We start from the raw sequence: 26,052 nt of genomic DNA, 5'->3' as shown, positions 1-26,052 counted from the left end.
ACGTCCGCCCTGTCAGCACGTACCGTACGGCAACACAAGGTGGGACCAGGTGGGACAGCGGGAAGGGGCAGCCGGTTTGACCACGCACGCACCGCAGGCGGCGCAGACCGTGACGCTGCCCGCGTCTCTGGACGAGGCCGTGGCGGCGCTCGCCGCCATGCCGGCGGCCGTTCCGGTGGCCGGCGGCACCGACCTCATGACCTCCGTCAACTCCGGGCATATGCGGCCCGCCGCGCTCGTCGGCCTCGGCCGGATCAGCGAGATCCGCGGCTGGCAGTACCAGGACGGCCACGCGCTGCTCGGCGCGGGCCTCACCCACGCCCGCATGGGCCGCCCCGACTTCGCGGCCCTCATCCCCGCCCTCGCGGCCGCCGCGAGAGCCGCCGGCCCCCCGCAGATCCGTAACGCGGGCACCCTGGGCGGCAACATCGCCTCGGCCGCCCCTACGGGAGACGCGCTTCCGGTACTGGCCGCCCTGGAGGCCACGTTGATCATCGCGGGCCAGGGCGGCGCCCGCCGTGAGATCCCCGTCTCGCATCTGCTCGCCGGCGTGGAGATGCTGCGCGCCGGTGAACTCATCGGGTACGTGCGCGTGCCGTTGCTGCACGCCCCGCAGGTCTTCCTGAAGGCGACCGGACGGACCGGCCCCGGACGCGCCCTGGCGTCCGTGGCGCTCGTCCTCGACCCCGCCCGGCGTGGAGTGCGGTGCGCCGTCGGCGCCATAGCGCCGATGCCGCTGCGGCCTCTGGAGGCCGAGCAGTGGGTCGCCTCGCTGATCGACTGGGACAACAACCGCGCGATCGTGCCGGAAGCGCGGGACGCCTTCGGGGAGTACGTCGCGGCGGCCTGCATCCCCGACCCGGTCCCCGCGGAGGACGGCTCCGTGGAGCAACTGCCGCCCGCTGTACTGCACCTGCGGCGCACCGTCGCCGCGCTGGCCCGACGAGCACTGGGGAGGGCACTTTCGTGACCGACGACCAGCACGGAGAGAGCACGCCCCGGCCGGGCAGCCGCTGGGATCCGCTGCCTCAGGGCGACTACGACGACGGCGCCACCGCCTTCGTCCAGCTCCCCGAAGGGGCCATCGACGCGCTCCGGTCGGACTCCCCGCTCGCCGCACCCGGCCACGGCTACGTACCGCCGCACATCGAGTCCGAGGAGGGGCAGCCGCAGGAGGTGCGGTGGCCGGACCCGAACGCGCAGCGCGACGAGCAGCCGCAGCAGCCCGCTCACGACGGCTTCTCGTACCACCCGGGGGCCACCGGCCAGTGGACCTTCGAGGAGCCCGCAGCGCCCGCACAGGACAGCCCGGACGCTCCCGGACACGACGTGACCGGACAGTGGTCCATCCCCGTCGCCGACGGTGATCTGCCCGACGAGTCCGGCGAGTACTCCACCTCGGCCCTGGTCGAGCAGTGGGGCGGGGGCCCTCCGGCAACGTTGCCCGGCGGTGCGGCGGCGCCCTGGGCGCAGGAGTCCTGGGCGCAGCCCGAGCAGCGCCTGTCTGAGCAGCAGCAGGCCGCCGAGCACCTCTTCGCATCGGACGAGGACGCCCGCCACGCCGAGAGTTCCGCGGCTTCCCGCGCCGACGAGGCCGCCGAGATCATCGACGTCTCCGGACAGCACGCCGACGAAATCGCCGTCTCCGTAGAGGGCCGTTCGCAGGAGAGGGCCTCCGCGGAGAGCGTCTCCGTAGAGCGCGAAGAGCCGGTGGAGGAGTCGCCCGGGTACGGCACTCAGGGGCACGGCGGCACTCCAGAGCACGATTCTCCGGAGCACGGTTCTCAGGAGTACGCCGACGAACCGGGCGCTGAGGCCGAAGCCGTGCCCCAGGAGGCGCGCGAGGAGGCTCCGGAGTCCGCTGACGGCGCGGGCACCCCTGAGGACAGCGCCGAGGAGTCCGAGGACGGTGACTCCCCGAGTGCGCTTCCGCACGACGAGATGCACCCCCTGTCCTCGTACGTTCTGCGGGTGAACGGCGTCGACCGGCCCGTGACGTCCGCCTGGATCGGTGAATCGCTCCTCTACGTGCTGCGTGAGCGGCTCGGACTCGCCGGCGCCAAGGACGGCTGCTCGCAGGGCGAGTGCGGGGCCTGCAACGTGCAGGTCGACGGACGGCTCGTGGCGTCCTGCCTGGTGCCCGCCGTGACCACCGCGGGCAGCGAGGTGCGCACCGTCGAGGGCCTGGCCGCCGACGGGCAGCGCTCGGACGTACAGCGGGCCCTCGCCAAGTGCGGCGCCGTGCAGTGCGGTTTCTGCATCCCTGGGATGGCGATGACCGTGCACGACCTCCTGGAGGGCAACCCGGCGCCCAGCGAACTGGAGACCCGTAAGGCGCTGTGCGGCAACCTGTGCCGCTGCTCCGGCTACCGCGGCGTTCTCGACGCCGTGCGGGAAGTCGTCGCCGAACGCGAGTCGCACGCGTCCGCCGAAGCCGCCCAGGACGCCGAGGAGGCCCGTATCCCGCACCAGGCGGGCCCCGGCGGGGGTAGCGTCGACCCATCCGCGTACGAGGCGTCAGCGCCGCGTGTGCAGCCCTACGGTCAGGACGGAGGCCAGGCGTGAGCAACGAAACCGCCACCACGACCACCGTGGAGGCCGCTCCCGCTCAGGACCCCGCGCCGCAGCACGGCCTGGGCGCGTCCCTGCTGTCCGTGGAAGCCTGCGCCAAGACGGAGGGCACGTTCCCGTACGCGGCCGATTTGTGGGCCGAGGGCCTGCTGTGGGCCGCCGTGCTGCGCTCACCGCACCCGCACGCGCGCATCGTCTCCATCGACACCTCCCACGCGCTCCAGATGGTCGGCGTACGGGCCGTCGTCACACACGAGGACGTACCGGGCAGCGCGCTGTACGGCCGCGGCACGGTCGACCGCCCGGTGTTCGCCTCCGAGGTCGTACGCCACCACGGGGAGCCCATCGCGGCCGTCGCCGCCGACCACCCCGACACCGCGCGGATGGCCGCCGCCGCCGTCATCGTCGAGTACGAAGTACTCGACCCGGTGACCGACCCGGAGCAGGCCTTCGAAGCCGAACCCCTGCACCCCGACGGCAACCTGATCCGCCACATCCCGCTGCGGCACGGCGACTCCGAGGCCGCGGGCGAGATCGTCGTCGAGGGCCTGTACCGCATCGGCCGCCAGGACCCGGCCCCGATCGGCGCGGAGGCCGGCCTCGCCGTGCCCCGCCCCGACGGCGGCGTCGAGCTCTACCTGGCGTCCACGGACCCGCATGCCGACCGCGACACCGCCGCCTCCTGCTTCGGCCTGGAACCGGAGCGCGTGAAGGTCGTCGTCACCGGCGTGCCCGGCGCCACCGCCGACCGCGAGGACCAAGGCTTCCAGCTCCCCCTGGGACTGCTCGCCCTGAAGACCGGATGTCCGGTCAAACTCGCGGCGACGCGCGAAGAATCCTTCCTCGGACACGTCCACCGCCACCCCACCCTCCTGCGCTACCGCCACCACGCGGACGCCGAGGGCAGGCTGGTGAAGGTCGAGGCGCAGATCCTGCTCGACGCGGGCCCGTACGCGGACACGTCGTCCCAGGCGCTGGCCGCCGCGGTCTCCTTCGCCTGCGGCCCGTACATCGTCCCGAACGCCTTCATCGAGGGCTGGGCCGTACGCACCAACAACCCGCCCTCCGGTCATGTCCGCGGCGAGGGCGCCATGCAGGTCTGCGCCGCCTACGAGGCGCAGATGGACAAGCTGGCCAAGAAGCTGGGCATCGACCCGGCGGAGCTGCGCCTGCGCAATGTGATGTCTACAGGGGACGTGCTTCCCACCGGCCAGTCGGTGACCTGTCCTGCCCCCGTGGCCGAACTCCTCCAGGCCGTACGGGACTTCCCGCTGCCCGCCCTCCCCAAGGACACCCCCGAGGAGGACTGGCTGCTGCCGGGAGGCCCCGAGGGCGCGGGCGAACCGGGCGCGGTGCGGCGCGGTGTCGGCTACGGCCTCGGCATGGTCCACATGCTCGGCGCCGAGGGCGCGGACGAGGTCTCGACAGCCACCGTGAAGGTCCACGACGGCGTCGCCACGGTGCTCTGCGCGGCCGTGGAGACCGGCCAGGGCTTCACCATGCTGGCCAGGCAGATCGTCCAGGAGACGCTCGGCATCGAAGAGGTGCACGTCGCCTCCGTGGACACCGATCAGCCTCCGGCGGGTCCGGGCTGCCGGGGCCGCCACACCTGGGTGTCCGGCGGCGCGGTCGAACGGGCCGCCAAGATGGTCCGTACGCAGCTGCTGCAGCCCCTTGCGCACAAGTTCGGGATGTCCACGGAGCTGCTCCAGATCACCGACGGCAAGATCACCTCGTACGACGGCGTGCTGTCGACCACTGTCACGGAGGCACTGGAGGGCAAGGAACTGTGGGCCACCGCCCAGTGCCGCCCGCATCCCACCGAGCCACTGGACGAAGCCGGCCAGGGGGACGCCTTCGTGGGCATGGCCTTCTGCGCGATCCGCGCGGTTGTCGACGTCGACATCGAGTTGGGCTCGGTACGTGTCGTCGAACTGGCGCTCGCCCAGGACGTCGGGCGGATCCTGAATCCCGCTCAGCTCAGGGCCCGTATCGAAGCCGGCGTCACCCAGGGTGTGGGCGCCGCTCTCACCGAGAACCTGCGCACCGCACGCGGACTGGTCCGCCACCCCGACCTCACCGGCTACGCCCTGCCCACCGCCCTCGACACCCCCGACATCCGCATCGTCAAACTCCTCGAGGAACGCGACGTGGTCGCCCCCTTCGGAGCGAAGTCGGCCAGTGCGGTACCGGTGGTGACCACCCCGGCGGCCATCGCCTCCGCCGTCCGGGCGGCAACCGGGCGCCCGGTGAACCGGCTGCCGATCCGGCCTCAGGCGGCCGTGGTGACGACGGGGCAGTGACGGTCGGCGGCTGTTGATGGTCTGAGGCTGTTGACGGCCTGCGGCTGGTGTCGCGACTGGGCGCCGAAAGCCTTGTGGCGCTTGGGTTTTGGGGCGTTGTCAGTGGTGCGGCGTATGGTTTTCGATCAGTGGGGAGCGGCCGCCGGGACGGCGGCCGTGCCCTGCTGGGGACGCGCTATGCGATCACATGCACGGGGGAGCCATGAGGACGATTGACGCCGGTACGGAGGCGATCAAGCTGACCGACGCCGATTACGGAGGCCCGGGGTGCGGGCTGGAGGTGGCGGCCGAGGCGACTGCGCGGGGCGAGATGGCGGCGTACTGGCGCATGGCCGCGCTGGTCCATGCCCTCACCCGGATCGCCGACCCGTGCGCGGGTCTCCTGCTCGACCTGCCCGCCCGGCTGCTCGACGAGGAGTTCGGTGCGGGCGCGCTCATGCGCTTCGAGGACGTCGACTTCCCGGCCACGCTCACGCATGAGCCGACCCGCCATTTCCTCCGGGAGACGGGTCTTCCGGAGGACGGCGGCATGTTCCAGCTGGACATGGATGTGCCGCTGCAGACACTCGCCGAGCGCTACGCGGTCGAGCGGACGGAGGAGGGACAGGGACAAGTTCAGGTCCAGGAGAGCCAACTCCCGGACGGAGCCGACCGGTTGATCCGCCTCGGTTGTCTCGGTCGTCTCGACCGCCCGGGCCGTCTCGTCGTCGAGGACACCGACCTCCTCGTCGACGGCACCACCGGGGAGCTCCACGAGTGGTTCGCCTCGGACGCCGGGCTGCGACCGCTCAGCGCCGACATATCCACGCTTGCGTTCACGCTCTGGCTGCTGCACCGCGCGGAGATGCAGCGGAGGGCATGACGGTCCTGGAGGCCGTGACCGGATTCGAACCGGTGTAAACCGCTTTGCAGGCGGTCCCCTCAACCACTCGGGCACACGGCCGGGTTGGGAGCAATGCGCTTCTTCCGAACCGCCTGTCCCGAACTCGATGTTCTCGACCGTAGGCCGCTGGTGAGGGGAGGCTCAAGCGATCGACGGGGGCTGCAATGGGACTGCCATACCGCGTTCACACAACTCATCAAGGGGGCGAGGGTGTACGACCAAGGTCTTAGGCGATCACCGCCTGGCGACAGGGGCCAACAGGCGCCGTGCCCCTTACCCTGGCGACCATGACCACCCGGGAACCGAGCGACGCCGACGTCGCGGACACGGCGGCCGAACCAGCCGCACCGGCCGAACTCAACGCCACCGCCCCTGCCCGTGCTGACGCCGAGGACAGCGTGCTCGGCCGCCCCTACCGGGCGCTCAGCATCGGGATCGTGTCCGTCGTGCTGCTGATCGCCTTCGAGGCGACGGCGGTGGGGACCGCGATGCCGGTGGCGGCGCGGGAGCTCGACGGGGTCTCGTTGTACGCGTTCGCGTTCTCGGCGTACTTCACGACGAGCCTGTTCGGGATGGTGCTGGCCGGGCAGTGGTCGGACCGGCGCGGGCCGCTGGCGTCGCTGACCGCGGGGATCGGGGCGTTCGCGGTGGGGCTCGCGCTGTCGGGGACGGCGGGGGTGATGTGGCTGTTCATCCTCGGCCGGGCGGTGCAGGGGTTCGGCGGCGGGCTGGTGATCGTGGCGTTGTACGTGGTCGTGGGGCGGGCGTATCCGGAGCACCTGCGGCCGTCGATCATGGCGGCGTTCGCGGCGAGCTGGGTGATCCCGTCCGTGGTGGGGCCGCTGGCCGCCGGTTCGGTGACCGAACAGCTCGGCTGGCGCTGGGTGTTCATCGGCATACCGGTCCTGGTGGTGTTCCCGCTGGCGCTCGCCCTGCCGCAGATACGGCGACTGGCGTCCGGCCCGACGGAGGGTGCCGTCGCCGCGCCCTTCGACCGGCGCCGGATCCGGCTGGCGCTGGGGATCTCGCTGGGCGCGGGGCTGTTGCAGTACGCGGCGCAAGATCTGCGGTGGCTGTCGGCGGCCCCGGCCGTGGCGGGGACGGCGTTACTGGTGCCGGCGGTGCTGGGGCTGCTGCCGCGCGGGACGTACCGGGCGGCGCGTGGGCTGCCGTCCGTGGTGCTGTTGCGGGGGGTCGCGGCCGGCTCGTTCATCGCGGCGGAGTCCTTCGTGCCGCTGATGCTGGTCACGCAGCGGGGACTGTCGCCGACGCTCGCCGGGTTCTCGCTCGCGGCGGGCGGGGCGACCTGGGCGCTGGGCTCCTTTGTGCAGTCCCGGGCGCGGGTGGAGCCGTACCGGGAGCGGCTGATGGGTCTGGGGATGGTGCTGGTCGCCGCGGCGATCGCCGCCGCGCCGAGTGTGCTGATCGATGCGGTGCCGGTGTGGACGCTGGCCTTGACCTGGGCGTTCGGCTGCTTCGGGATGGGGCTGGTGATCTCTTCCACCAGCGTCCTCCTGCTCCACCTCTCCGCCCCGGAGAAGGCCGGCGCCAACTCCGCCGCGCTCCAGATATCCGACGGCCTGTCGAACGTTCTGCTGCTGTCAGCGGGCGGCGCGGCGTTCGCGGCCCTGGGCGGCGGCACGGTCACGCACGCCGCCACGTCGGCCTCCGGCGCCGGGGCACCACCGGCCGCGTTCGCCGCCGTGTTTCTGCCGATGGCGGGGGTGGCGTTGGCGGGGGCTTGGGTGACTACGCGGCTGCGGGAGCGTGATCGTAAACCGGTCGAAACCAGGTGATCGCGAACCCTACCCTCGCCTCATGAAAGAGCTGATTCTCCGCCTCGACCCCGCCCTGCGGCAGGCGCTCGACGACCTCGCCGACGCGCGAGGCCGCATGCCCGAAGAGATCGCAGAGGAGGCCGTACGCAATCATCTCCACGCGGAGGGCAGGCTCGTCCGCTCGCTCGCCGAGCGGATCGCCAAGGAGCACGCCGAGTTGCTGAGGAGGCTGGGGGAGTGACCCGCCATCTCACCGTCGCCGAGGTCGTCGATATCGCCGAGGTCGCCTTCGGCGGTCGTTCTCCCGAGGCCCGGGAGCCGGGGCTGCTGGCTTCGGCCGTGCACCGGCCGCGAGCCCGCATGTTCGGCACGGCTGCCTACCAGGACCTGTACGAACAGGCAGCCGCGCTCCTTCATGCCCTTGCCGCCAACCACCCCTTGGTGGACGGCAACAAGCGCACGGCCTGGCTGGCCGCGGCCACCTTCCTCGCCGCCAACGGCGTGGACCTCGCGACATGCGACCAGGAGGTGGCGTACGACCTGGTCATCGACGTGGCCTCCGGTGAAGAGAGCGACATCGGTGTGATCGCGGGCCGACTGCGCGCCCTGCGAACGGGACTGTGAGCTGGATCCCATCCACGGGTGGCGCGGTGTAGTCCGCGCGTTGGCACAACCGGGCCGCCGGTAGGGTGGCCCGGTTGTCATACGCAGCAGAGCCGCCCAACCACCCCACGGAGACCGTGACTACCACCGCCAACACCCCCTCCTCGCACCACCTGTCGCCCGCCTTTCCCGGTCGTGCCCCCTGGGGTACCGCCAGCAAGTTGCGTGCCTGGCAGCAGGGGGCGATGGAGAAGTATCTCCAGGAGCAGCCGCGTGACTTTCTTGCCGTTGCCACGCCCGGTGCCGGTAAGACGACCTTCGCGCTGACGCTTGCCTCGTGGTTGCTGCACCACCATGTCGTGCAGCAGGTGACGGTGGTCGCGCCGACCGAGCATCTGAAGAAGCAGTGGGCCGAGGCGGCGGCGCGGATAGGGATCAGGCTGGACCCGGAGTACAGCGCGGGGCCGCTCAGTAAGGAGTACCAGGGGGTCGCGGTCACGTACGCCGGTGTGGGCGTACGGCCCATGCTGCACCGCAACCGCGTCGAGCAGCGCAAGACGCTCGTCATCCTCGACGAGATCCACCACGCAGGCGACTCGAAGTCCTGGGGCGAGGCATGCCTCGAGGCGTTCGAACCGGCGACCCGCCGCCTCGCGCTCACGGGTACGCCGTTCCGCTCCGACACCAACCCCATCCCCTTCGTGGCGTACGAGGAAGGCAACGACGGGATCCGGCGGTCCGCCGCCGACTACACCTACGGGTACGGCAGCGCGCTCGGCGACGGCGTGGTGCGGCCCGTCATCTTCCTCTCCTACAGCGGCAATATGCGGTGGCGTACGAAGGCGGGGGACGAGATCGCCGCCCGCCTCGGCGAGCCCATGACCAAGGACGCCGTCAGCCAGGCCTGGCGCACCGCCCTCGATCCGCGCGGTGAGTGGATGCCGAGCGTGCTGCGCGCCGCCGACCAGCGGCTCACGGAGGTCAGGAAGGGCATCCCGGACGCGGGCGCCCTCGTCATCGCCTCCGACCAGGACTCGGCACGCGCGTACGCCAAGCTGATCCGCGAGATCACGGGCGACAAGGCGACCCTCGTCCTGTCCGACGACACCGGCGCGTCCGAGCGGATCGACGAGTTCAGCCACAGCGACGACCGCTGGATGGTCGCCGTCCGCATGGTGTCCGAAGGCGTGGACGTGCCCCGCCTTGCCGTGGGCGTGTACGCGACCACCATCTCCACGCCGCTCTTCTTCGCGCAGGCCGTCGGCCGCTTCGTACGGTCCCGGCGGCGCGGCGAGACCGCCTCCGTCTTCCTGCCGACCGTCCCCGACCTCCTCACCTTCGCCAACGAGATGGAGGTCGAGCGCGACCACGCCCTCGACAAGCCGAAGAAGGAAGGCGAGGAGGACCCGTACGCCGAATCCGAGAAGGAGATGGAGGAGGCGAACAAGGAGCAGGACGAGGACACCGGCGAACAGGAGGAGTTCGCCTTCGAGGCGCTGGAGTCCGAAGCCACCTTCGACCGCGTGCTGTACGACGGCGCCGAGTTCGGCATGCAGGCGCACCCGGGGAGCGAAGAGGAGCAGGACTACCTCGGGATTCCGGGGCTTCTCGAACCCGATCAGGTGCAGCTGCTGCTCCAGAAGCGGCAGGCACGGCAGATCGCGCACAGCCGCAAGAAGCCCGCGGACGAGGCCGACCTCCTCGAACTCCCCGCCGAGCGGCGGCCGGTGGTCTCGCACAAGGAGCTGCTGGAGCTGAGGAAACAGCTCAACACGATGGTCGGGGCGTACGTCCACCAGAGCGGCAAACCGCACGGAGTGATCCACACCGAGCTGCGGCGCGTGTGCGGCGGGCCGCCGAGTGCGGAGGCGACGGCGGGGCAGTTGAGGCAGCGGATTGCCAAGGTGCAGGAGTGGGCGACCCGTATGCGGTGACACACGCGCATGCAGGAGTACGAGGGTCAGGGCGCCGGTCTCGTTGCGTACGGGACCGGCGCATTGGTGTGTGCGCGTTGTGCGAGGGTGGTGTACAGGGAGTGATGTGCGCCGGGCGTACCAGGACAAACGCAACACCGCTCTCACCGGACACTGACCGGATTCTGGACGGAGTCTTCCGCTGAGCGAACCGGGTCGCTACTGTCCCGCTACGCACACGCCCCGTGGCAGCGCCGCCGCGGAGCGCAGCCGGTGCCCGCCCGGGTAGTGCCCGGGACGCTTGCCGACCGGCGGCCTCTGAAGCGCGTCGCCGTTGGGACCGGTGACGCAACCGCCGCGGAGGGGGCCGTCGACTCTCATCACCACTAAGGAGTGGGCGTCGTGACTGCGGAGACCTCTCAGACGCTCGACCGGGGACTGCGTGTCCTCAAGTTGCTCGCCGACACCGATCACGGGCTGACCGTCACCGAGCTGTCCAGCAAGCTCGGGGTGAACCGGACGGTTGTGTACCGCCTGCTCGCCACGCTTGAGCAGCATGCGCTCGTACGCCGTGATCTGGGTGGTCGTGCCCGGGTGGGGCTCGGGGTGCTGCGGTTGGGACGGCAGGTGCATCCCTTGGTACGTGAGGCCGCGCTGCCCGCGTTGCGGTCGTTGGCCGAGGACATCGGGGCGACCGCGCATCTCACTCTGGTCGACGGGACGGAAGCGTTGGCCGTCGCTGTGGTGGAGCCGACGTGGACGGATTATCACGTGGCCTATCGGGCGGGGTTTCGGCATCCGCTGGACCGGGGGGCCGCGGGCAAGGCGATCCTTGCGGCGCGGGCCGCGGCCGGGACGTTGGCGGATCCCGGGTACACGCTGACGCACGGCGAGCTGGAAGCCGGTGCGAGTGGTGCGGCCGCGCCGCTGCTCGGGGTGACCGGGGTGGAGGGGAGCGTGGGGGTGGTCATGCTCGCGGATTCCGTCCCGGAGAGGGTGGGGGCGCGGGTGGTGGACGCGGCCAAGGAGGTTGCGGAGGCCTTGCGCTAGCGCCGGCCTCCCCCTTAGGTGCCCCGCTCAACCGCCGGAGGTACGCGGCGTTAGATTGATCCCGTGCTCTCTCGCCTATCTCGTCCCCGGGCCCTCGCCCTCTGCGCTCTGCCCGTCGTGGCTCTGCTCGCCGTGACGGCCTTCGTGCCGTTGCCGTTTGCTGTGGCTCAGCCGGGGATGACCGCGGATGTGCTGGGGGACAACCGGGGGGAGCCGGTGATCACCATCAGCGGTGCGGAGACCCACGGCACACGTGGGCAGTTGCGGATGACGACCATCGTGGCTACCGGGCCCGATGCTGATGTGCGGCTGGCGGATGTGGTCGACGGGTGGTTCGACCCGGATCGGGCCGTGATGCCGAAGGACTCCGTGTATCCGAGCGGGGACACCGTCAAGGAGATCGAGGAGCACAACGCCGAGGAGATGCGGAAGTCCCAGAACACGGCCACCGAGGCCGCGTTGAACTACCTCGGTGAGGACTCCGGCGACATCAAGGTCACCCTGAAGCTCGCCGACGTCGGCGGACCCAGTGCCGGGCTCCTCTTCTCGCTCGGCATTGTCGACAAGCTGGACGGTGACGGCAGCGGTGGCGACCTGACCGGCGGCCGTACGATCGCGGGCACCGGCACCATCGACGCGGACGGCACGGTAGGCGCCGTCGGCGGTGTCGCCCTCAAGACGCAGGCCGCCAAACGCGACGGCGCGACCGTCTTCCTCGTACCGAAGGCCGAGTGCTCGGACGCGGAGTCGGAGCTGCCCAAGGGCCTGCGGCTGATCCCGGTGACGACGCTGAAGAGCACGGTCGAATCCCTCCGAGCCCTGGAGACGGGCACCGGCTCCGTCCCCAGCTGCTAACCCCCTCGCTCAGCTACTCCGGATACACCGCTACTCCCGGTCCTCCGCCGCCTGCTCCACCAGCGGGATGATCCGCAGCGGCACCGGGTTCTCCATCACGATCGCCGTGGCGGCCCGCACGATGCCGTCGAAACCGACCACCCGGTCGATGACCCGTTGCAGATCGGCGTTGGAGCGGGCGACGAGACGGCACAGCATGTCGCCGCTCCCCGTCGTCGTGTGCAGTTCGAGTACCTCGGGGACGGTCGCCAAGTGGACGCGTACGTCCGTGCCTTGACCCTGCCGGATCTGGAGGGTCGCGAACGCCGTAACGGGGTACCCGAGCGCCGCGGGGTCCACCTGGGGGCCGAATCCGCGGATGACGCCGTTCGACTGCAGCCGGTCCAGACGGGCCTGGACCGTCCCGCGGGCGACACCGAGCCGCCGGGACGCCTCCAGCACCCCGATCCGCGGCTCCTCGGCCAGCAGCACGAGAAGCCGGCCGTCCAGTTGATCGATCCCCATGGAGGCCTCCCGTGGTGGTCATCCTGTACAGAAGTTCTGGTCGTATGGGCCGGTCGCTGCGCACATTGTCCAGTAAATACGCCAACTATTGCGCACCTTGCCAAACGGAGGGAGCGTATCGCCATGACTGAGACCATCCACCACACCCCTGGTACCGCGCGCGACGCAGACCCGTTCCCGGTCAAGGGAATGGACGCGGTCGTCTTCGCCGTGGGCAACGCCAAGCAGGCGGCGCACTACTACTCCACCGCCTTCGGCATGAAGCTCGTCGCGTACTCCGGACCGGAGAACGGCAGCCGCGAGACCGCCTCGTACGTCCTGACCAACGGCTCGGCGCGCTTCGTCCTCACCTCCGTCATCAAGCCCGCCACCACCTGGGGCCACTTCCTCGCCGAGCATGTGGCCGAGCACGGCGACGGCGTGATCGACCTCGCCGTCGAGGTCCCGGACGCGCGCAGGGCGTACGCGTACGCGATCGAGCACGGCGCCCGCTCGGTCGAGGAGCCGTACGAGATGAAGGACGAGCACGGCACCGTCGTCCTCGCGGCGATCGCCACGTACGGGCAGACCCGGCACACCCTCGTCGAGCGGACCGGATACGACGGCCCGTATCTGCCCGGCTTCGTGACCGCAGCCCCGATCGTCGAGCCGCCCGCCCACCGCACCTTCCAGGCCGTCGACCACTGCGTCGGCAATGTCGAGCTCGGCCGGATGAACGAGTGGGTCGGCTTCTACAACAAGGTCATGGGCTTCACGAACATGAAGGAGTTCGTGGGCGACGACATCGCCACCGAGTACAGCGCGCTGATGTCGAAGGTCGTCGCGGACGGCACGCTCAAGGTCAAGTTCCCGATCAACGAGCCGGCCATCGCCAAGAAGAAGTCCCAGATCGACGAGTACCTGGAGTTCTACGGCGGCGCCGGCGTCCAGCACATCGCGCTCAACACGAACGACATCGTCGAGACGGTACGCACCATGCGGGCGGCCGGAGTCCAGTTCCTGGCCACGCCCGACTCGTACTACGACACGCTGGGGGAGTGGGTCGGCGACACCCGCGTCCCCATCGAGACCCTGCGCGAGCTGAAGATCCTGGCCGACCGCGACGAGGACGGCTACCTGCTGCAGATCTTCACCAAGCCGGTCCAGGACCGTCCGACCGTCTTCTTCGAGATCATCGAACGCCACGGCTCGATGGGCTTCGGCAAGGGCAACTTCAAGGCGTTGTTCGAGGCGATCGAGAGGGAGCAGGAGAAGCGGGGCAATCTCTGACCGGCCGGTTACCGCGGAGCGCCTCGTGGGGTTCACACCGTCGCCCCCGGATGCGACGCTGTGATCATGAGCCGTATCGAAGCCCCTCGCGATGAAGTGACGGGGAACCTTCTCGACCGTCTGCTCGCGGGGCTGCCGGCCGAGGCGGTCCTGACCGACCCGGACGTCACGGTCTCGTACGCCAACGACATGGCCAGCTTCTGCGAGGCCGGGACGCCCGCCGTCGTCGTGCTGCCGCGGACCGTCGAAGAGGTCCAGCACGTCATGCGCATCGCCACCGAGCTGCGCGTCCCGGTCGTCCCTCAGGGTGCCCGCACCGGACTGTCGGGCGGCGCCAACGCCTCTGACGGCTGCATCGTGCTGTCCCTGGTCAAGATGGACCGGATCCTCGAGATCAACCCGGTCGACCGGATCGCCGTCGTCGAGCCCGGCGTCATCAACGCCGCCCTGTCCCGCGCCGTGAACGAACACGGCCTGTACTACCCTCCCGATCCCTCCAGCTGGGAGATGTGCACGATCGGCGGCAACATCGGCACGGCCTCCGGCGGACTGTGCTGTGTGAAGTACGGGGTCACCGCCGAGTACGTGCTCGGCCTGGACGTCGTCCTCGCCGACGGCCGCCTCATGACCACCGGCCGTCGTACGGCGAAGGGCGTCGCCGGGTACGACCTGACCCGCCTGTTCGTGGGCTCGGAGGGGTCGCTCGGCATCGTCGTACGGGCCGTACTGGCGCTCAAGCCGCAACCGCCGCAGCAGCTGGTGCTGGCCGCCGAGTTCGCCTCCGCGTCCGCCGCCTGCGATGCCGTGTGCCGGATCATGGAGGGCGGGCATGTGCCGTCCCTCCTCGAACTGATGGACCGTACGACGGTGAAGGCCGTCAACGACATGGCGAACATGGGCCTGCCGGAGACCACCGAGGCCCTGCTGCTCGCCGGCTTCGACACCACGGACCCCGCCGCCGACCTCGCCGCGCTCGGCGCCGTGTGCGAGGCCGCGGGCGCCACCCAGGTAGTCCCGGCTGACGACCTCGCCGAGTCCGAACTCCTCCTCCAGGCGCGGCGGTTGTCGCTCACCGCGCTGGAAGCGGTCAGGGGCGTGACGATGATCGACGACGTGTGCGTGCCCCGGTCCAGGCTCGGCGACCTGATCGAGGGCGTCGAGCGGATCGCCGAGAAGCACCAGCTGACCATCGGCGTCGTCGCCCACGCCGGCGACGGCAACACCCACCCCACCGTCTGCTTCGACGCCGGCGACCCCGACGAGTCCCGCCGAGCCCGCGAGTCCTTCGACGAGATCATGGCCCTCGGCCTGGAACTCGGCGGCACGATCACCGGCGAACACGGCGTGGGCGTACTGAAGAAGGAATGGCTGGCCCGTGAAATCGGCCCGGTGGGCGTGGAAATGCAACGCGCGATCAAGACGGCCTTCGACCCGCTGGGCATCCTCAACCCCGGCAAGGTCTTTTGACTCACCGTCAGATTTTGAGCGGTCCGGTGTATGAGCAGTCCGGTATTCGGGAAGGCGTGGCGGAACCTTGCCCGAACGGGGTAGGTACTGGCGGATCGGACGTGACTCTTGCTCCGGTCTGATAGATGTGGATCCCCCATACGACCCCCGAGCAGATACGGGACGACGGACATGAGCGCCCCAACCCCGGCCCCCGGCGACGACAGGCCCCGCGAAGGGTATTACCCGGACCCGTCCATTCCTGGATACGTCCGGTACTGGAACGGTGCCTCGTGGGTGCCCGGCACCAGCCGACCGGCGCCGTCCGCCGGCGAGTCCCTGCCGGCGCCACCCGGCGGCCGCGCGGCCCCGGCCGCCGCCACCGGCCCCGGCGCCACGGAGGAGACGGGGCCGCACTTCTTCGACGAGGACCCGCCCGCCGCGGCCCCCTCGCCCGCAGAGGCCCAGCACGGCAGCCGGCCCGAGCCCGCGGCCGCGTGGGGCGCCGACCGCTCCCGGCAGACCGGTTTCGGCGGTGAGCAGGACCGCCGGGTCTCCTGGGGTTCTCCCGCCGATCCGCGCGTACCGTCCGAGCCGGCCCAGCCGGAGGGCAGGTCCGAGCACACCGACGGTACGGTCACGTTCCGCGCGCCCAAGTCCGAGGACCGCATCGAGGACCAGCCCCGGGACGCACGGGACGCCCAGGGCGCGCAGCCGCCGGCGTCCGGCGGCACCGTGGTGTTCCGCAGGCCCACGGGGCGGGTGCGACCGGCGGCGGGCTCGGAGGAGAAGCCGTCCGGAGCGCGCGAGGATGCCGCGCCCGGGTCCGGCTCGTCCCGGCCCGGTGGCGGAGCCTCCGGCGTCCCCAAGGCCCGTAACCCCCTCACTTCCGAGGGCACGATGGCGTTCCGGGCCGTCACTCCTCGGCAGCGCCAGCTGCGCGATCCGCAGGTCCCGGGCCCGACCGCGGGCGGCACAGGCCCAGCCACAGAGGCCCCGGCCGCGGGAAGCCCGGCCTCCGCCGCCCGCGCGGGTCTCTCCCCGGGCGCCTCCACCTCGGCGGCCGGTGCGCCGAGCCCCGCCGTACCCGCCCAGTCCACGGACTCCCCAGCCCCTCAAGCCAGCCCCTCGGCCGCGTCCGCCCCTTCCGGCCCTTCCACGCCCGAGCAGTCCACCCCCATGGCCCCGGGCGTCGGCGGTGGACAGCCGTCCTGGGCCCAGCAGGTGCACCGTCTCGCCGGGGCCGAGAGCGAGCCGCCCGTCGTTCCGTGGAAGCCGGTGTCCGAGGACCCGTTCCAGGCCGCCGCGCGGGCGCAAGCGTCCGCGCGTCCCGCCGGGCTCGGCAAGCGGCTGGCCGCCCGGCTCGTGGACTCGCTCGTCCTGGGCGCCGTCACGGGCGCGGCTGCCGTGCCGTTGGGCCTCAGGGCCCTCGACCACGTCAATGACAAGATCGACGCCGCCAAGCTGTCCGGCGAGACCGTCACGGTCTGGCTGCTGGACGGCACCACGGGCCTGTACCTCGGCATCGTCCTCGCCGTCCTGCTGCTCTTCGGTGTCCTGTACGAGGCGCTGCCCACCGCCAAGTGGGGCCGTACGCTCGGCAAGAAGCTGTGCGGTCTCCAGGTGCGCGACATCGAGGGCGGCGAGCCCCCGTCGTTCGGCGCGGCCCTGCGCCGCTGGCTCGTCTACAGCGTCCCCGGACTCCTCGGCATCGGCGTCCTGGGTGTCCTGTGGGGCCTGTTCGACCGCCCGTGGCGACAGTGCTGGCACGACAAGGCGGCGCACACGTTCGTAGCGGGCTGACGCAATGGGCTGAGGTGTCCGGCTGAGCCGCAGGTAGACCCACGAGCCGACCCACGTACCACCTGCCGACCGCCCCCGGGACGCAGCTACCCCGGACGGCTCCCCGCCCATTGCGCCGCCGGAGGGTTCGCGGTCGACTCGAGGTATGACGACCGAGCCGCCGCCTCCACCGGAAGACGATCCGTTCAAGAAGCGTCAGCCGCCACCGGGCGAGGGCGGCGGCTCTCCGTACGGCACCCCGTCAGAGGGACCTGAGGGCTCGGAGGGCGGGGCCACCACACCCCCGCCGTACGCGGGCGACCCTTACGGCGGCGGCCCGTACGGCAACGAGCCCCTCGCCGGGATGCCGCCCCTCGGCGACAGCCCCAAGCGCGTACTGGCGCGGATCCTCGACATGATCCTGGTGGGCGCCGTGTCGTGGCTGCTGGCATGGGCGTTCGGCGCCACCGACTACGGCACGGACAACGGGACCGTCCAGTACAGCGAGTCCCTCGGCCAGTCCGTGATCGCCGCGGTGCTCTACGTCGCGTACGACACCGTCCTCACCGCCAGGGACGGGCAGACCCTCGGCAAGAAGCTGTTCCGCATGCGGGTGGCGAACCTCAACGACGGCTCGACGCCCTCCTGGCAGAACTCGCTGACCCGCGCACTGGTCCTGTGGCTGCCGTTCGCGTTCTGCTGCGCGTGCGTCTGGACCGCGATCACCGGTGGCTGGAGCTTCTTCGACAAGCCCTACAAACAGGGCCTGCACGACAAGCCGGCGAAGACCGTGGTGGTCAGCACCGGCTGAGCCGGGCGGTTCGGTGCGAGCCGAGCGGCGCGGTCAGCGTTCGCTGCCGCTGGCCACCGGAACGGATTCGGCGACACGCTCCCGGGCGGCGACGGGCGCGGCGACCGGTGCGGCCGGTTTCTTCGGAACGGGCACCGTCATGGCCACGAGAAGGCCGAGGGCGAGGGCGGAGAGCGCGATCACCGCGATTCCCGGGCCCGAACTCGTCTGTGACAGCAGCAGCATGGCGAGGGTGGAGAAGATCACGGTGCAGGAGCCGTAGGCGAGCTGTGCGGCGGTCGGACGAGGCATGAGCATTCCTCGGGTCGGGGGTCTCCCCCCGTGCCTCTCGCCAAGGGGGAGGTTGCGGATACGAGTCAGGGGTGCCGACATGGGTGTCGGCTTGGCAATCCGCCGAGTTCTCAGCGCGCCGCCAGCCGACTCTATTCGGCTGTCTGCCCTTGTGGAACGAGCGGTAAGCGTGACCTAACCCACGGTGCCGGTGCACAGGGGGCGCACGGAGTCATGGCGTCCACCAACTGGACGGTCCGGCGCGCCGGTTGAGCGGTAAACCAGCGACGTGGCGCTCCGTGGCAGCTAACTGACACCGGCATCAAAATCACGCTCGCGAAGGGGCCCCGTGACGTCTCGGTGATCACGGCAAAGGCCTTGACCAAGTCGAAATAAACGACGTTCCGGCAGGTCAGCGCATGATCGTCCGGGACCCTCTGGCGGGTCGCGGCCGATCGTGTTTAGGTGCCTGCTGTGGCTCTCTTATTGACACTGTTTCTCACGGGGGTGTGATGTGGCCGTAGGAGGTTTCTGCAAGCTGCCGAACGGCAGTGTGGTGGTGGCGCTCAACCTGCCCACCCCCTCCGCCATGGGCGGCACCGGCTGCGTACGCATTCTCGTGCACGCGCAGAACCGGGCCCGCGCGCTGACGCGGGTACGCAACCTCGGCATGCGGGCGGTCTATCTGCGCGGCAACGCCGAGCCGCCGACCCCCGACGAGATCACCGCGGTCCTGCACCACCCCGACGGCCTCATATGGCGCACGCCCCCCGGCGGCGACACCACCGCCACCGCCACGGAGCTGTGGCGCCCGATCCGGGCCCTGAAGCGGCGTACGGCTCCTAGCGCCCAGGCTTCCAGGCCCGCTGTTCCCAAGGCCGCCAAACCCGCCAAGCCCGCCAAGCCCGCCGAACCCGCTAGACGATGGGCTTCCCGGTGAGCTCCACACCCGCCTCGCGCAGCTCCTCCAGGGCCCGTTCGGTGGTCTCCTCGGCCACCCCGGCCGTGAGGTCGAGCAGCACGTTCGCACGGAAGCCCTCGCGGGCCGCGTCCACAGCGGTGGCGCGGACGCAGTGGTCGGTGGCGATGCCGACCACGTCGACCTCGGTGATCTGGCGGGCACGCAGCCAGTCCGCCAGCGTGACGCCGTTCTCGTCGGCGCCCTCGAAGCCGCTGTACGCCGCGGCGTACGCGCCCTTGTCGAAGACCGCGTCGATCGCGCCGGAGGCGACCGCCGGCGCGAAGTTCGGGTGGAAGCCCACGCCCTCCGTGCCCGCCACGCAGTGCCGGGGCCAGGAGTGCTCGTAGTCGGGGTTCTCGGAGAAGTGGTCGCCGGGGGCTATGTGGTGGTCGCGGGTGGCCACGACATGGCGGTAGCCGGCGGGCGCCTGCCCGATGAGCTCCGTGATCGCGGCGGCCACGTCCGACCCTCCGGGCACGGCGAGGCTGCCTCCCTCGCAGAAGTCGTTCTGCACGTCGATGACGATCAAGGCGCGGCGCATGGTCGGTGTCCTTCCCCCTTGAGGGGCGCGGGTGTTGCGGTTGCATTGCCCGCTCCCCGCTCATTCATGCCCCTTCGGGGCAAGCCTGTCCGGAGCTGTTTCCCGGGTACCCGCGGTCCTCGGCTTCGCTCCCGGCGGACGTAAACGGGTGTACCCGGGCGCACGCATCGGGCGTACGCGGGCGTACTCAGACGTATTCGGTCGGGATCACCGCTTCCCCCCGGGACAGCTGGGTCGCGGACAGCGGCAGGTTGGCGCGGGCCGCGGCATGCCGGTCGCGTACGACGTCCAGAGGCTCGCGGGCGACGACCTCGCCGCCCTTTATCAGCTCGACAAGGAGCTGACGGTCGTTGAGTTCGGTTGGGACGGCCCCCGTGCCGATCACCTCGGCCTCGGCGACGCCCTCCTCGTCCAGCCGCCGCGCGGCCCACTTCCGGCCGCCGATGGACGTCTTGCCGCCCGTCGACTTCTTCGCCACCGGCACGAGCGGGGCCTGCGGATCCGCCGACTCGGCACGGGCGACCAGCTTGTAGACCATCGAACACGTCGGATGGCCGGATCCCGTCACCAACTGGGTGCCCACTCCGTACGCGTCCACGGGCGCCGCGGCCAGCGAGGCGATCGCGTACTCGTCCAGGTCCGAGGTCACGGTGATCTTCGTGTCGACGGCGCCCAGTTCGTCGAGCTGCTGCCGCACCCGGTGCGCCACGAGCAGCAGGTCACCGGAGTCGATGCGCACGGCGCCCAGCTCGGGCCCGGCGATCTCGACGGCCGTCCGTACGGCTTCGGCGACGTCGTACGTGTCCACCAGCAGCGTCGTGCCCCGGCCCAGCGAGTGCACCTGGGCCTGGAAGGCGTCCCGCTCGGTGTCGTGCAGCAGCGTGAAGGCGTGGGCGCTGGTGCCGACGGTGGGGATGTCGTAGCGGAAGCCGGCGGCCAGGTCCGAGGTGGTCGTGAAGCCGCCGACGTACGCCGCGCGGGAGGCCGCAACGGCGGCCAGCTCATGGGTGCGCCGGGCGCCCATCTCGATCAGCGGCCGCTCGCCCGCCGCCGAGGCCATCCGGGAGGCGGCGGCGGCGATCGCCGAGTCGTGGTTGAGGATCGACAGGATCACCGTCTCCAGGAGCACGCATTCCGCGAACGTGCCCTCCACGCGCAGGATCGGCGAGCCGGGGAAGTAGACCTCGCCCTCGGGATAGCCCCACACATCGCCACTGAAGCGGTACGAGGACAGCCACTCGAGCGTCGGCTCGTCCACGACGCGGCGCTCGCGCAGGAAGCCGAGGACATCCGCGTCGAACCGGAAGTTCTCGACCGCGTCAAGGACCCGCCCGGTGCCCGCGACGACCCCGTAGCGCCGCCCCTCCGGCAGCCGCCGCGTGAAGACCTCGAAGACCGAACGACGCTCGGCAGTGCCGCCCTGGAGGGCGCCCTGCAGCATGGTCAGCTCGTAGTGATCCGTGAAGAGCGCTGTCGATGGGACGTCCACCGGTAGCCCAAGCTCCGCAGTGTTCATGACGACAGATAATACCGCCAATCTCGTCACTCTGACGATTTCTGGGATGTGAGGTTCACGGCGCCTTCCGTACGGCGTTCCCGTGGAGCCCATTTGGCCGCGTACCCCCCTCTGGTGGCAGCATGGGCCATGTGACGGCTCCCGCACCTCTAGAGATCGAAAAGACCGAGTCGGCGGAGGAGGTCTTCGCCGTACCCGAGCCGGATGTTCCCTGGGTCACCATCGTCCACAACGACCCGGTCAACCTCATGAGCTATGTGACGTACGTTTTCCAGTCGTACTTCGGTTACTCGAAGGACAAGGCCACCAAGCTCATGCTCGACGTCCACCACAAGGGCCGTGCCGTCGTCTCCAGCGGGAGCCGTGAGGAGATGGAGCGCGACGTGCAGGCCATGCACGGTTACGGCCTGTGGGCCACCCTCCAGCAGGACCGGAAGTAGCGAACTCACTCCATGCCAGGACAATTCGAACCGCTCCCCGGCGGCGGCGCGGCCGTCGCCCTCGACGAGGTCGAGATCTCCATCATCCGCTCCCTGGCGGTTCAGCTCCTGGAGCTCATCGGTCCCGGACCCGCGGAGGACGCCCCCGAGGACCCGCTCGCCGAGCTGTTCTCGGAGGGCCCCAGCGAGCCGCCCGCCGACCCGGTACTGCAACGCCTCTTCCCCGACGCCTACAGCGGGCCCGACGTCGAGGCCACCTCGCCCGAGCAGGCCGAGGAACAGCGCCAGTACTCCGCCGAGTTCCGCCGCTTCACCGAGAACGACCTGCGCGCGGGCAAGCGGGACAACGCCCTTGCCATGATCCGCTCCCTGGACGCGCTCGCCTCGGCCGGCGAGGGCGGGGCCGTGCTCAAGCTGTCGACGGAGGAGTCCCAGCAGTGGCTGGGCGCCCTCAACGACCTGCGGCTCGCGATCGGCTCCCGGCTCGACGTCGTCGACGAGGAGGACACCGACCTCCTCTACCGGCTGCCGGACGACGACCCGCGCAAGCCGATGGTGATGGCGTATCTGTGGCTGGGCGGCCTCCAGGAGACGCTCGTGGAAACGCTCATGCCTTGAGGTGCGGGGATTCTGTGTTCGCTCAGAAGACGCTCAAATCCGGATAACGATCGCGTTACCGCCCCTGGGAGTTTGTGCCCCAGGGGCGCTTTTGTGTGACTTCAGTCACTCAGGGCCTGGTGGGGAACGTGATACGACTTCCCCACTCCAATGTGGGTCGGCCTTTGCCCTGCGCGCACCGTCCCTTTACCTGACCCCCCACTGCTGCTTATCTGTCCCCCCAACTGCTGCGCCACGCCAGCACGTCCCCGCTCTGCCGAGGTAGACCTCATGTCACTCGAGTCCGTCACCAATTCCATCGACGACGCCGTCAGCGACTTCTTCGAACCCGTCGCCGAGCATGTCGGCGACTTCGTCTTCTACGCGGTGCCCGTCGGCGACACCGAGCTTCCGCTCATCGTCGCCTGGCTCGTGATCGCGGGCCTGATCTTCACCACCTGGTTCGGGCTGATCCAGGTACGCAAGTTCAAGCTCGCCTTCGACGTCGTGCGCGGCAAGTACGACGAGGAGGGCTCGGCCGGTGAGGTCAACCACTTCCAGGCGCTGACCGCCGCCGTCTCCGGCACCGTCGGCCTCGGCAACATCGCCGGTGTCGCCGTCGCCGTCTCCATCGGCGGCCCCGGCGCCACCTTCTGGATGATCCTGTGTGGCCTGCTCGGCATGGCCACCAAGTTCGTCGAGGTCACCCTCGGTGTGAAGTACCGCGAGGAGCACGAGGACGGCACCGTCTCCGGCGGTCCGATGCACTACCTGCCCAAGGGGTTCGCCGAGCGCTTCGGCAGCGGTGGCGCCAAGTTCGGCAAGGTGCTCGCCGTCCTGGCCTCCATCATGATCCTCTTCTTCGGCCTGTTCGGCGGCAACCTCTTCCAGACCAACCAGAGCTACGCGCAGGTCGCCTCGAGCTTCGGCGGCGAGGACGGCTTCATGGCCTCCTCCGCCGGTGCCGTCCTCTTCGGCCTGGTGGTCGCCTCGCTGGTCGGCCTGGTACTGCTCGGCGGCATCCGCTCCATCGCCTCGGTCACCAGCAGGCTCGTCCCGGCGATGGCGGGCCTGTACATCGTGGCCTGCATTGTCGTCATCGTGGGCAACATCAGCGCGGTGCCCGACGCGATCCAGGGCATCATCGACGGCGCGTTCCAGGCCGACGGCGTCACCGGCGGTGTGATCGGCGCCCTGATCGTCGGCTTCCAGCGCGCCGCCTTCTCCAACGAGGCCGGTCTGGGTTCCGCCCCGATCGCCCACTCCGCGGTCAAGACCAAGCACCCCGCGAGCGAGGGCCTGGTCGCCCTGCTGGAGCCGTTCATCGACACGGTCATCATCTGCACCATGACCGCGCTGACCATCGCCATCGCCAACCCGCCCAGCTGGGCCGAGGCCCGCGAGAACCCCGACAGCGTCGGCGGCGTCACCATCACCTCCGACGCCTTCGCGACCGTACTGCCCTGGTTCCCGGACGTGCTGACCGTCGCGGTGCTGCTCTTCGCCTTCTCCACGATCCTGACCTGGGGCTACTACGGCCTCAAGGCGTGGTCGTACCTCTTCGGCAAGAGCAAGGCCAGCGAGACCATCTTCAAGGCCCTGTGGAGCCTGTTCGTCGTGGCGGGCTCCCTGCTCTCCCTCGACACGCTGATCAGCCTGGCCGACTCGGCGCTCTTCACGCTGTCGGTGTTCAACATCATCGGCCTCTACCTGCTCGCCCCCGTCGTCAAGCGCGAGCTCAACTCCTTCCTGGAGTTCGTCAAGCGCCGCAAGGCGGGCCTGCCGGACGTGGCCGAGGAAGCTGAGCCCGCGAAGTCGCTCGACTGATTCGCTCGACTGATCCGAGCCGCGCCGCAGCTCAGCGGCCATAGAGCTCAGCATGTGGGCCGCCCCGTACCACCACTCGGTACGAGGCGGCCCCTCTGCTTATCCTGACGAGCATGCTCACCATCACCCAGGCCCTCGTCGACCAGATCGTCGCCCACGCCCGCAAGGACCACCCCGACGAGGCCTGCGGCGTCATCGCGGGCCCGGCGGGCTCGGACCGCCCCGAGCGCTTCATCCCCATGCTGAACGCGGCCATGTCGCCCACGTTCTACGAGTTCGACTCCGGCGATCTCCTCAAGCTGTACCGCGAGATGGACGACCGCGACGAAGAGCCCGTCGTCATCTACCACTCCCACACGGCCACCGAGGCATACCCGTCCCGCACCGACATCTCGTACGCCAACGAGCCCGGCGCCCACTACGTGCTCGTGTCCACCGCCGACACCGACGGACTCGGCGACTTCCAGTTCCGCTCGTACCGGATCGTCGAGGGCGAGGTGACGGAGGAGGAGGTCAAGGTCGTGGACGCCTATTGATCCCGCGATGCGGGCAAAAATCATCCACGATGTGAGATCACATTCCAGGACCCGGACCGGGAATCGATACGATGAGCCCATGGTTTCCCACGACGTGAGCGACAAGACGCCGGGCATGCTGCTCGTGGCGCGGCTGCACGTCGACCTGTGCAGGCTCGCCAGCGCCATCTGTTGATGCCGCCTGCCGCCGTACGGCCTTGAGAGCCGCGGCGCGGTTTATCGCGTACCACCCTGCTCGTCCGCGCTGTCGCGCGCCCACCGACCTGACTTCTTCCGACAGGAGCCCGCAACCATGGCCATCGAGGTCCGCATCCCCACCATCCTCCGCCAGTACACCGACGGTCAGAAGGCGGTGGAGGGCACCGGTGACACCCTCGCCGATCTGTTCGCCGACCTCGAGACCCGCCACTCGGGCATCCAGGCTCGCATCGTGGACGCCGGCGAACTGCGCCGCTTCGTCAACGTCTACCTCAACGACGAGGACGTCCGCTTCCTCGACGGCATCAACACCAAACTGACCGACGGCGACAACGTGACGATTCTGCCGGCGGTAGCCGGCGGCATGGTCTGACCGGGCTCTGATCCCTGATGCGCTACGACTCCCCGCTGGCCGCGGTGGGCAACACCCCTCTGGTGCGCCTGCCGCGGCTCTCGCCGTCCGCCGACGTCCGCATCTGGGCGAAGCTGGAGGACCGCAACCCGACGGGTTCCGTCAAGGACCGTCCCGCCCTGCACATGATCGAGCAGGCGGAGAAGGACGGCCGCCTCACGCCCGGCTGCACGATCCTCGAACCGACGAGCGGCAACACCGGCATCTCCCTGGCCATGGCCGCCAAACTCAAGGGCTACCGCATCGTGTGCGTCATGCCCGAGAACACCTCGCAGGAGCGCCGGGACCTGCTCGCCATGTGGGGCGCCGAGATCATCCCGTCCCCCGCGGCCGGGGGCTCCAACACCGCCGTACGCGTGGCCAAGGAGCTGTCGGCCGAGCACCCCGACTGGGTGATGCTCTACCAGTACGGCAACCCCGACAACGCCGGCGCCCACTACGCCACGACCGGCCCCGAGATCCTCGCCGACCTCCCCTCGGTCACCCACTTCGTCGCGGGCCTCGGCACGACGGGCACCCTGATGGGCGTCGGCCGCTACCTCCGCGAACACAAGCCGGACGTCAAGATCGTCGCAGCCGAGCCACGCTACGACGACCTCGTCTACGGCCTCCGAAACCTCGACGAAGGCTTCGTCCCCGAGCTGTACGACGCCTCCGTCCTGACCACGCGCTTCTCGGTCGGCTCCGCCGACGCCGTGACGCGCACGCGGGAGCTGCTGCAGCAGGAGGGGATCTTCGCGGGCGTCTCCACGGGGGCCGCGCTGCACGCCGCGATCGGCGTCGGCAAGAAGGCGCTGAAGGCCGGCGAGACCGCCGACATCGCCTTCGTCGTCGCCGACGGCGGCTGGAAGTACCTGTCGACGGGCGTCTACACGGCGACGACGACGGAGGAGGCCATCGAGAGGCTGCAGGGACAGCTTTGGGCGTAGGGGGTGGGTGGGGGTTGTTTCGCCCCCGAACCAGTGACGCCGCAGGTGAGTTCGCCC

The 26,052-nt window shown here is 70.3% G+C and carries 25 protein-coding genes, 1 tRNA gene and 1 pseudogene; 22 read left to right on the top strand and 5 right to left on the bottom strand.

What is annotated here, in order from left to right; all coding sequences use genetic code 11:
* Positions 1–76 precede the first annotated feature (76 nt).
* The 4 genes from G6048_RS21475 to G6048_RS21460 all read left to right on the top strand — a co-directional run bounded on the left by G6048_RS21475 (position 77) and on the right by G6048_RS21460 (position 5,736).
* A complete protein-coding gene (locus tag G6048_RS21475; RefSeq protein WP_165341204.1) occupies positions 77–970 on the top strand; it encodes an FAD binding domain-containing protein in 894 nt (297 codons plus the stop codon).
* Positions 967–2,565, top strand: a complete 1,599-nt coding sequence (locus G6048_RS21470) for a 2Fe-2S iron-sulfur cluster-binding protein (protein WP_165341203.1) — start codon at positions 967–969, stop codon at positions 2,563–2,565. The genes G6048_RS21475 and G6048_RS21470 overlap by 4 nt, the downstream gene beginning before the upstream one ends.
* A complete protein-coding gene (locus G6048_RS21465; RefSeq protein WP_165341202.1) occupies positions 2,562–4,874 on the top strand; it encodes a xanthine dehydrogenase family protein molybdopterin-binding subunit in 2,313 nt (770 codons plus the stop codon). The genes G6048_RS21470 and G6048_RS21465 overlap by 4 nt, the downstream gene beginning before the upstream one ends.
* Positions 4,875–5,076: 202 nt before the next feature.
* The gene (locus G6048_RS21460) at positions 5,077–5,736 is read left to right on the top strand and encodes an SUKH-4 family immunity protein (RefSeq protein WP_328826580.1); all 660 of its coding nucleotides are present in this window, start codon (positions 5,077–5,079) and stop codon (positions 5,734–5,736) included.
* 6 nt (positions 5,737–5,742) lie between these two features.
* On the opposite strand, the gene G6048_RS21455 is transcribed toward G6048_RS21460, so the two are convergent.
* A tRNA-Cys gene (locus tag G6048_RS21455) sits at positions 5,743–5,817 on the bottom strand.
* A 227-nt stretch (positions 5,818–6,044) separates the two neighbouring features.
* On the opposite strand from G6048_RS21455, the gene G6048_RS21450 reads away from it, so the two are divergent.
* The 6 genes from G6048_RS21450 (at position 6,045) to G6048_RS21425 (ending at position 11,956) form a co-directional block, all read left to right on the top strand.
* On the top strand, positions 6,045–7,553 hold the full coding sequence (locus tag G6048_RS21450; protein ID WP_165341200.1) for an MFS transporter: 1,509 nt from the start codon (positions 6,045–6,047) through the stop codon (positions 7,551–7,553).
* Between the two features lie 22 nt (positions 7,554–7,575).
* Positions 7,576–7,776, top strand: coding sequence for a hypothetical protein (locus tag G6048_RS21445; protein ID WP_165341199.1), 201 nt, complete (start codon positions 7,576–7,578; stop codon positions 7,774–7,776).
* Complete coding sequence (locus tag G6048_RS21440) at positions 7,773–8,159, top strand: type II toxin-antitoxin system death-on-curing family toxin (RefSeq protein WP_165341198.1); 387 nt, start codon at positions 7,773–7,775, stop codon at positions 8,157–8,159. Before G6048_RS21445 ends, G6048_RS21440 begins: the two co-directional genes overlap by 4 nt.
* A 116-nt stretch (positions 8,160–8,275) precedes the next feature.
* Positions 8,276–10,072, top strand: a complete 1,797-nt coding sequence (locus tag G6048_RS21435) for a DEAD/DEAH box helicase (protein ID WP_165341197.1) — start codon at positions 8,276–8,278, stop codon at positions 10,070–10,072.
* Between the two features lie 381 nt (positions 10,073–10,453).
* The gene (locus G6048_RS21430; RefSeq protein ID WP_165341196.1) at positions 10,454–11,101 is read left to right on the top strand and encodes an IclR family transcriptional regulator; all 648 of its coding nucleotides are present in this window, start codon (positions 10,454–10,456) and stop codon (positions 11,099–11,101) included.
* 63 nt (positions 11,102–11,164) lie between these two features.
* Complete coding sequence (locus G6048_RS21425) at positions 11,165–11,956, top strand: S16 family serine protease (protein WP_165341195.1); 792 nt, start codon at positions 11,165–11,167, stop codon at positions 11,954–11,956.
* A gap of 30 nt (positions 11,957–11,986) precedes the next feature.
* Here G6048_RS21425 and G6048_RS21420 read toward each other — a convergent pair whose 3' ends face one another.
* On the bottom strand, positions 11,987–12,460 hold the full coding sequence (locus G6048_RS21420; protein WP_165341194.1) for an Lrp/AsnC family transcriptional regulator: 474 nt from the start codon (positions 12,458–12,460) through the stop codon (positions 11,987–11,989).
* Positions 12,461–12,583: 123 nt separating this feature from the next.
* Between G6048_RS21420 and hppD the strand changes: the two genes are divergently transcribed.
* The 4 genes from hppD to G6048_RS21400 all read left to right on the top strand — a co-directional run bounded on the left by hppD (position 12,584) and on the right by G6048_RS21400 (position 17,768).
* On the top strand, positions 12,584–13,729 hold the full coding sequence (gene hppD / locus G6048_RS21415) for a 4-hydroxyphenylpyruvate dioxygenase (RefSeq protein WP_165341193.1): 1,146 nt from the start codon (positions 12,584–12,586) through the stop codon (positions 13,727–13,729).
* 60 nt (positions 13,730–13,789) lie between these two features.
* Positions 13,790–15,196, top strand: coding sequence for an FAD-binding oxidoreductase (locus tag G6048_RS21410; RefSeq protein WP_165341192.1), 1,407 nt, complete (start codon positions 13,790–13,792; stop codon positions 15,194–15,196).
* A gap of 171 nt (positions 15,197–15,367) precedes the next feature.
* Positions 15,368–16,978, top strand: a complete 1,611-nt coding sequence (locus G6048_RS21405) for an RDD family protein (protein WP_165341191.1) — start codon at positions 15,368–15,370, stop codon at positions 16,976–16,978.
* A gap of 145 nt (positions 16,979–17,123) precedes the next feature.
* The gene (locus G6048_RS21400) at positions 17,124–17,768 is read left to right on the top strand and encodes an RDD family protein (protein ID WP_165341190.1); all 645 of its coding nucleotides are present in this window, start codon (positions 17,124–17,126) and stop codon (positions 17,766–17,768) included.
* A gap of 33 nt (positions 17,769–17,801) precedes the next feature.
* On the opposite strand, the gene G6048_RS21395 is transcribed toward G6048_RS21400, so the two are convergent.
* Positions 17,802–18,059 carry a hypothetical protein gene (locus tag G6048_RS21395; protein WP_165341189.1) on the bottom strand — a complete coding sequence of 86 codons (258 nt, stop codon included), beginning with the start codon at positions 18,057–18,059 and terminating at the stop codon, positions 17,802–17,804.
* A gap of 493 nt (positions 18,060–18,552) precedes the next feature.
* On the opposite strand from G6048_RS21395, the pseudogene G6048_RS21390 reads away from it, so the two are divergent.
* Positions 18,553–18,888 (top strand): annotated as a pseudogene (locus tag G6048_RS21390) (hypothetical protein); the annotation flags it as partial.
* A 67-nt stretch (positions 18,889–18,955) separates the two neighbouring features.
* Here G6048_RS21390 and G6048_RS21385 read toward each other — a convergent pair.
* Both G6048_RS21385 and G6048_RS21380 read right to left on the bottom strand, forming a co-directional pair.
* Positions 18,956–19,540 carry a nicotinamidase gene (locus G6048_RS21385; RefSeq protein ID WP_165341188.1) on the bottom strand — a complete coding sequence of 195 codons (585 nt, stop codon included), beginning with the start codon at positions 19,538–19,540 and terminating at the stop codon, positions 18,956–18,958.
* A gap of 187 nt (positions 19,541–19,727) precedes the next feature.
* Complete coding sequence (locus tag G6048_RS21380) at positions 19,728–21,056, bottom strand: nicotinate phosphoribosyltransferase (protein WP_165341187.1); 1,329 nt, start codon at positions 21,054–21,056, stop codon at positions 19,728–19,730.
* Positions 21,057–21,178: 122 nt separating this feature from the next.
* Here G6048_RS21380 and clpS point away from each other — a divergent pair, with 122 nt between their 5' ends.
* The 7 genes from clpS (at position 21,179) to G6048_RS21350 (ending at position 25,995) form a co-directional block, all read left to right on the top strand.
* Positions 21,179–21,496, top strand: coding sequence for an ATP-dependent Clp protease adapter ClpS (clpS, locus tag G6048_RS21375; RefSeq protein ID WP_165341186.1), 318 nt, complete (start codon positions 21,179–21,181; stop codon positions 21,494–21,496).
* Positions 21,497–21,508: 12 nt separating this feature from the next.
* Entirely contained in the window at positions 21,509–22,114 is a 606-nt protein-coding gene (locus tag G6048_RS21370; protein WP_165341185.1) for a DUF2017 domain-containing protein, read from the top strand.
* Between the two features lie 270 nt (positions 22,115–22,384).
* The gene (locus G6048_RS21365; RefSeq protein ID WP_165341184.1) at positions 22,385–23,920 is read left to right on the top strand and encodes an alanine/glycine:cation symporter family protein; all 1,536 of its coding nucleotides are present in this window, start codon (positions 22,385–22,387) and stop codon (positions 23,918–23,920) included.
* Between the two features lie 113 nt (positions 23,921–24,033).
* Positions 24,034–24,456 carry a Mov34/MPN/PAD-1 family protein gene (locus G6048_RS21360; RefSeq protein WP_165341183.1) on the top strand — a complete coding sequence of 141 codons (423 nt, stop codon included), beginning with the start codon at positions 24,034–24,036 and terminating at the stop codon, positions 24,454–24,456.
* A 79-nt stretch (positions 24,457–24,535) separates the two neighbouring features.
* Positions 24,536–24,631, top strand: coding sequence for a putative leader peptide (locus G6048_RS51445; RefSeq protein WP_004000920.1), 96 nt, complete (start codon positions 24,536–24,538; stop codon positions 24,629–24,631).
* Positions 24,632–24,748: 117 nt separating this feature from the next.
* Entirely contained in the window at positions 24,749–25,027 is a 279-nt protein-coding gene (locus G6048_RS21355) for a MoaD/ThiS family protein (protein ID WP_165341182.1), read from the top strand.
* A gap of 17 nt (positions 25,028–25,044) precedes the next feature.
* Positions 25,045–25,995, top strand: coding sequence for a PLP-dependent cysteine synthase family protein (locus G6048_RS21350; RefSeq protein WP_165341181.1), 951 nt, complete (start codon positions 25,045–25,047; stop codon positions 25,993–25,995).
* The last annotated feature ends 57 nt before the right edge of the window (positions 25,996–26,052 follow it).

This window comes from Streptomyces ureilyticus (genome assembly GCF_011045025.1).
Taxonomy (GTDB): Bacteria; Actinomycetota; Actinomycetes; order Streptomycetales; family Streptomycetaceae; genus Streptomyces; species Streptomyces ureilyticus.
Note: the sequence above shows the minus strand (reverse complement) of the source record. Positions and strands in the feature narration are given on the sequence as shown.

Excerpts from the sequence above, each read along its gene's own strand:
- G6048_RS21460 (WP_328826580.1), top strand. The coding sequence starts at position 5,077 with ATGAGGACGATTGACGCCGGTACGGAGGCGATCAAGCTGACCGACGCC.
- G6048_RS21450 (WP_165341200.1), top strand. The coding sequence starts at position 6,045 with ATGACCACCCGGGAACCGAGCGACGCCGACGTCGCGGACACGGCGGCC.
- G6048_RS21445 (WP_165341199.1), top strand. The coding sequence starts at position 7,576 with ATGAAAGAGCTGATTCTCCGCCTCGACCCCGCCCTGCGGCAGGCGCTC.
- G6048_RS21420 (WP_165341194.1), bottom strand. The coding sequence starts at position 12,460 with ATGGGGATCGATCAACTGGACGGCCGGCTTCTCGTGCTGCTGGCCGAG.
- hppD (WP_165341193.1), top strand. The coding sequence starts at position 12,584 with ATGACTGAGACCATCCACCACACCCCTGGTACCGCGCGCGACGCAGAC.
- G6048_RS21405 (WP_165341191.1), top strand. The coding sequence starts at position 15,368 with ATGAGCGCCCCAACCCCGGCCCCCGGCGACGACAGGCCCCGCGAAGGG.
- G6048_RS21400 (WP_165341190.1), top strand. The coding sequence starts at position 17,124 with ATGACGACCGAGCCGCCGCCTCCACCGGAAGACGATCCGTTCAAGAAG.
- G6048_RS21395 (WP_165341189.1), bottom strand. The coding sequence starts at position 18,059 with ATGCCTCGTCCGACCGCCGCACAGCTCGCCTACGGCTCCTGCACCGTG.
- G6048_RS21385 (WP_165341188.1), bottom strand. The coding sequence starts at position 19,540 with ATGCGCCGCGCCTTGATCGTCATCGACGTGCAGAACGACTTCTGCGAG.
- G6048_RS21380 (WP_165341187.1), bottom strand. The coding sequence starts at position 21,056 with ATGAACACTGCGGAGCTTGGGCTACCGGTGGACGTCCCATCGACAGCG.
- clpS (WP_165341186.1), top strand. The coding sequence starts at position 21,179 with ATGGGCCATGTGACGGCTCCCGCACCTCTAGAGATCGAAAAGACCGAG.
- G6048_RS21370 (WP_165341185.1), top strand. The coding sequence starts at position 21,509 with ATGCCAGGACAATTCGAACCGCTCCCCGGCGGCGGCGCGGCCGTCGCC.
- G6048_RS21365 (WP_165341184.1), top strand. The coding sequence starts at position 22,385 with ATGTCACTCGAGTCCGTCACCAATTCCATCGACGACGCCGTCAGCGAC.
- G6048_RS21360 (WP_165341183.1), top strand. The coding sequence starts at position 24,034 with ATGCTCACCATCACCCAGGCCCTCGTCGACCAGATCGTCGCCCACGCC.
- G6048_RS51445 (WP_004000920.1), top strand. The coding sequence starts at position 24,536 with ATGGTTTCCCACGACGTGAGCGACAAGACGCCGGGCATGCTGCTCGTG.
- G6048_RS21355 (WP_165341182.1), top strand. The coding sequence starts at position 24,749 with ATGGCCATCGAGGTCCGCATCCCCACCATCCTCCGCCAGTACACCGAC.
- G6048_RS21350 (WP_165341181.1), top strand. The coding sequence starts at position 25,045 with ATGCGCTACGACTCCCCGCTGGCCGCGGTGGGCAACACCCCTCTGGTG.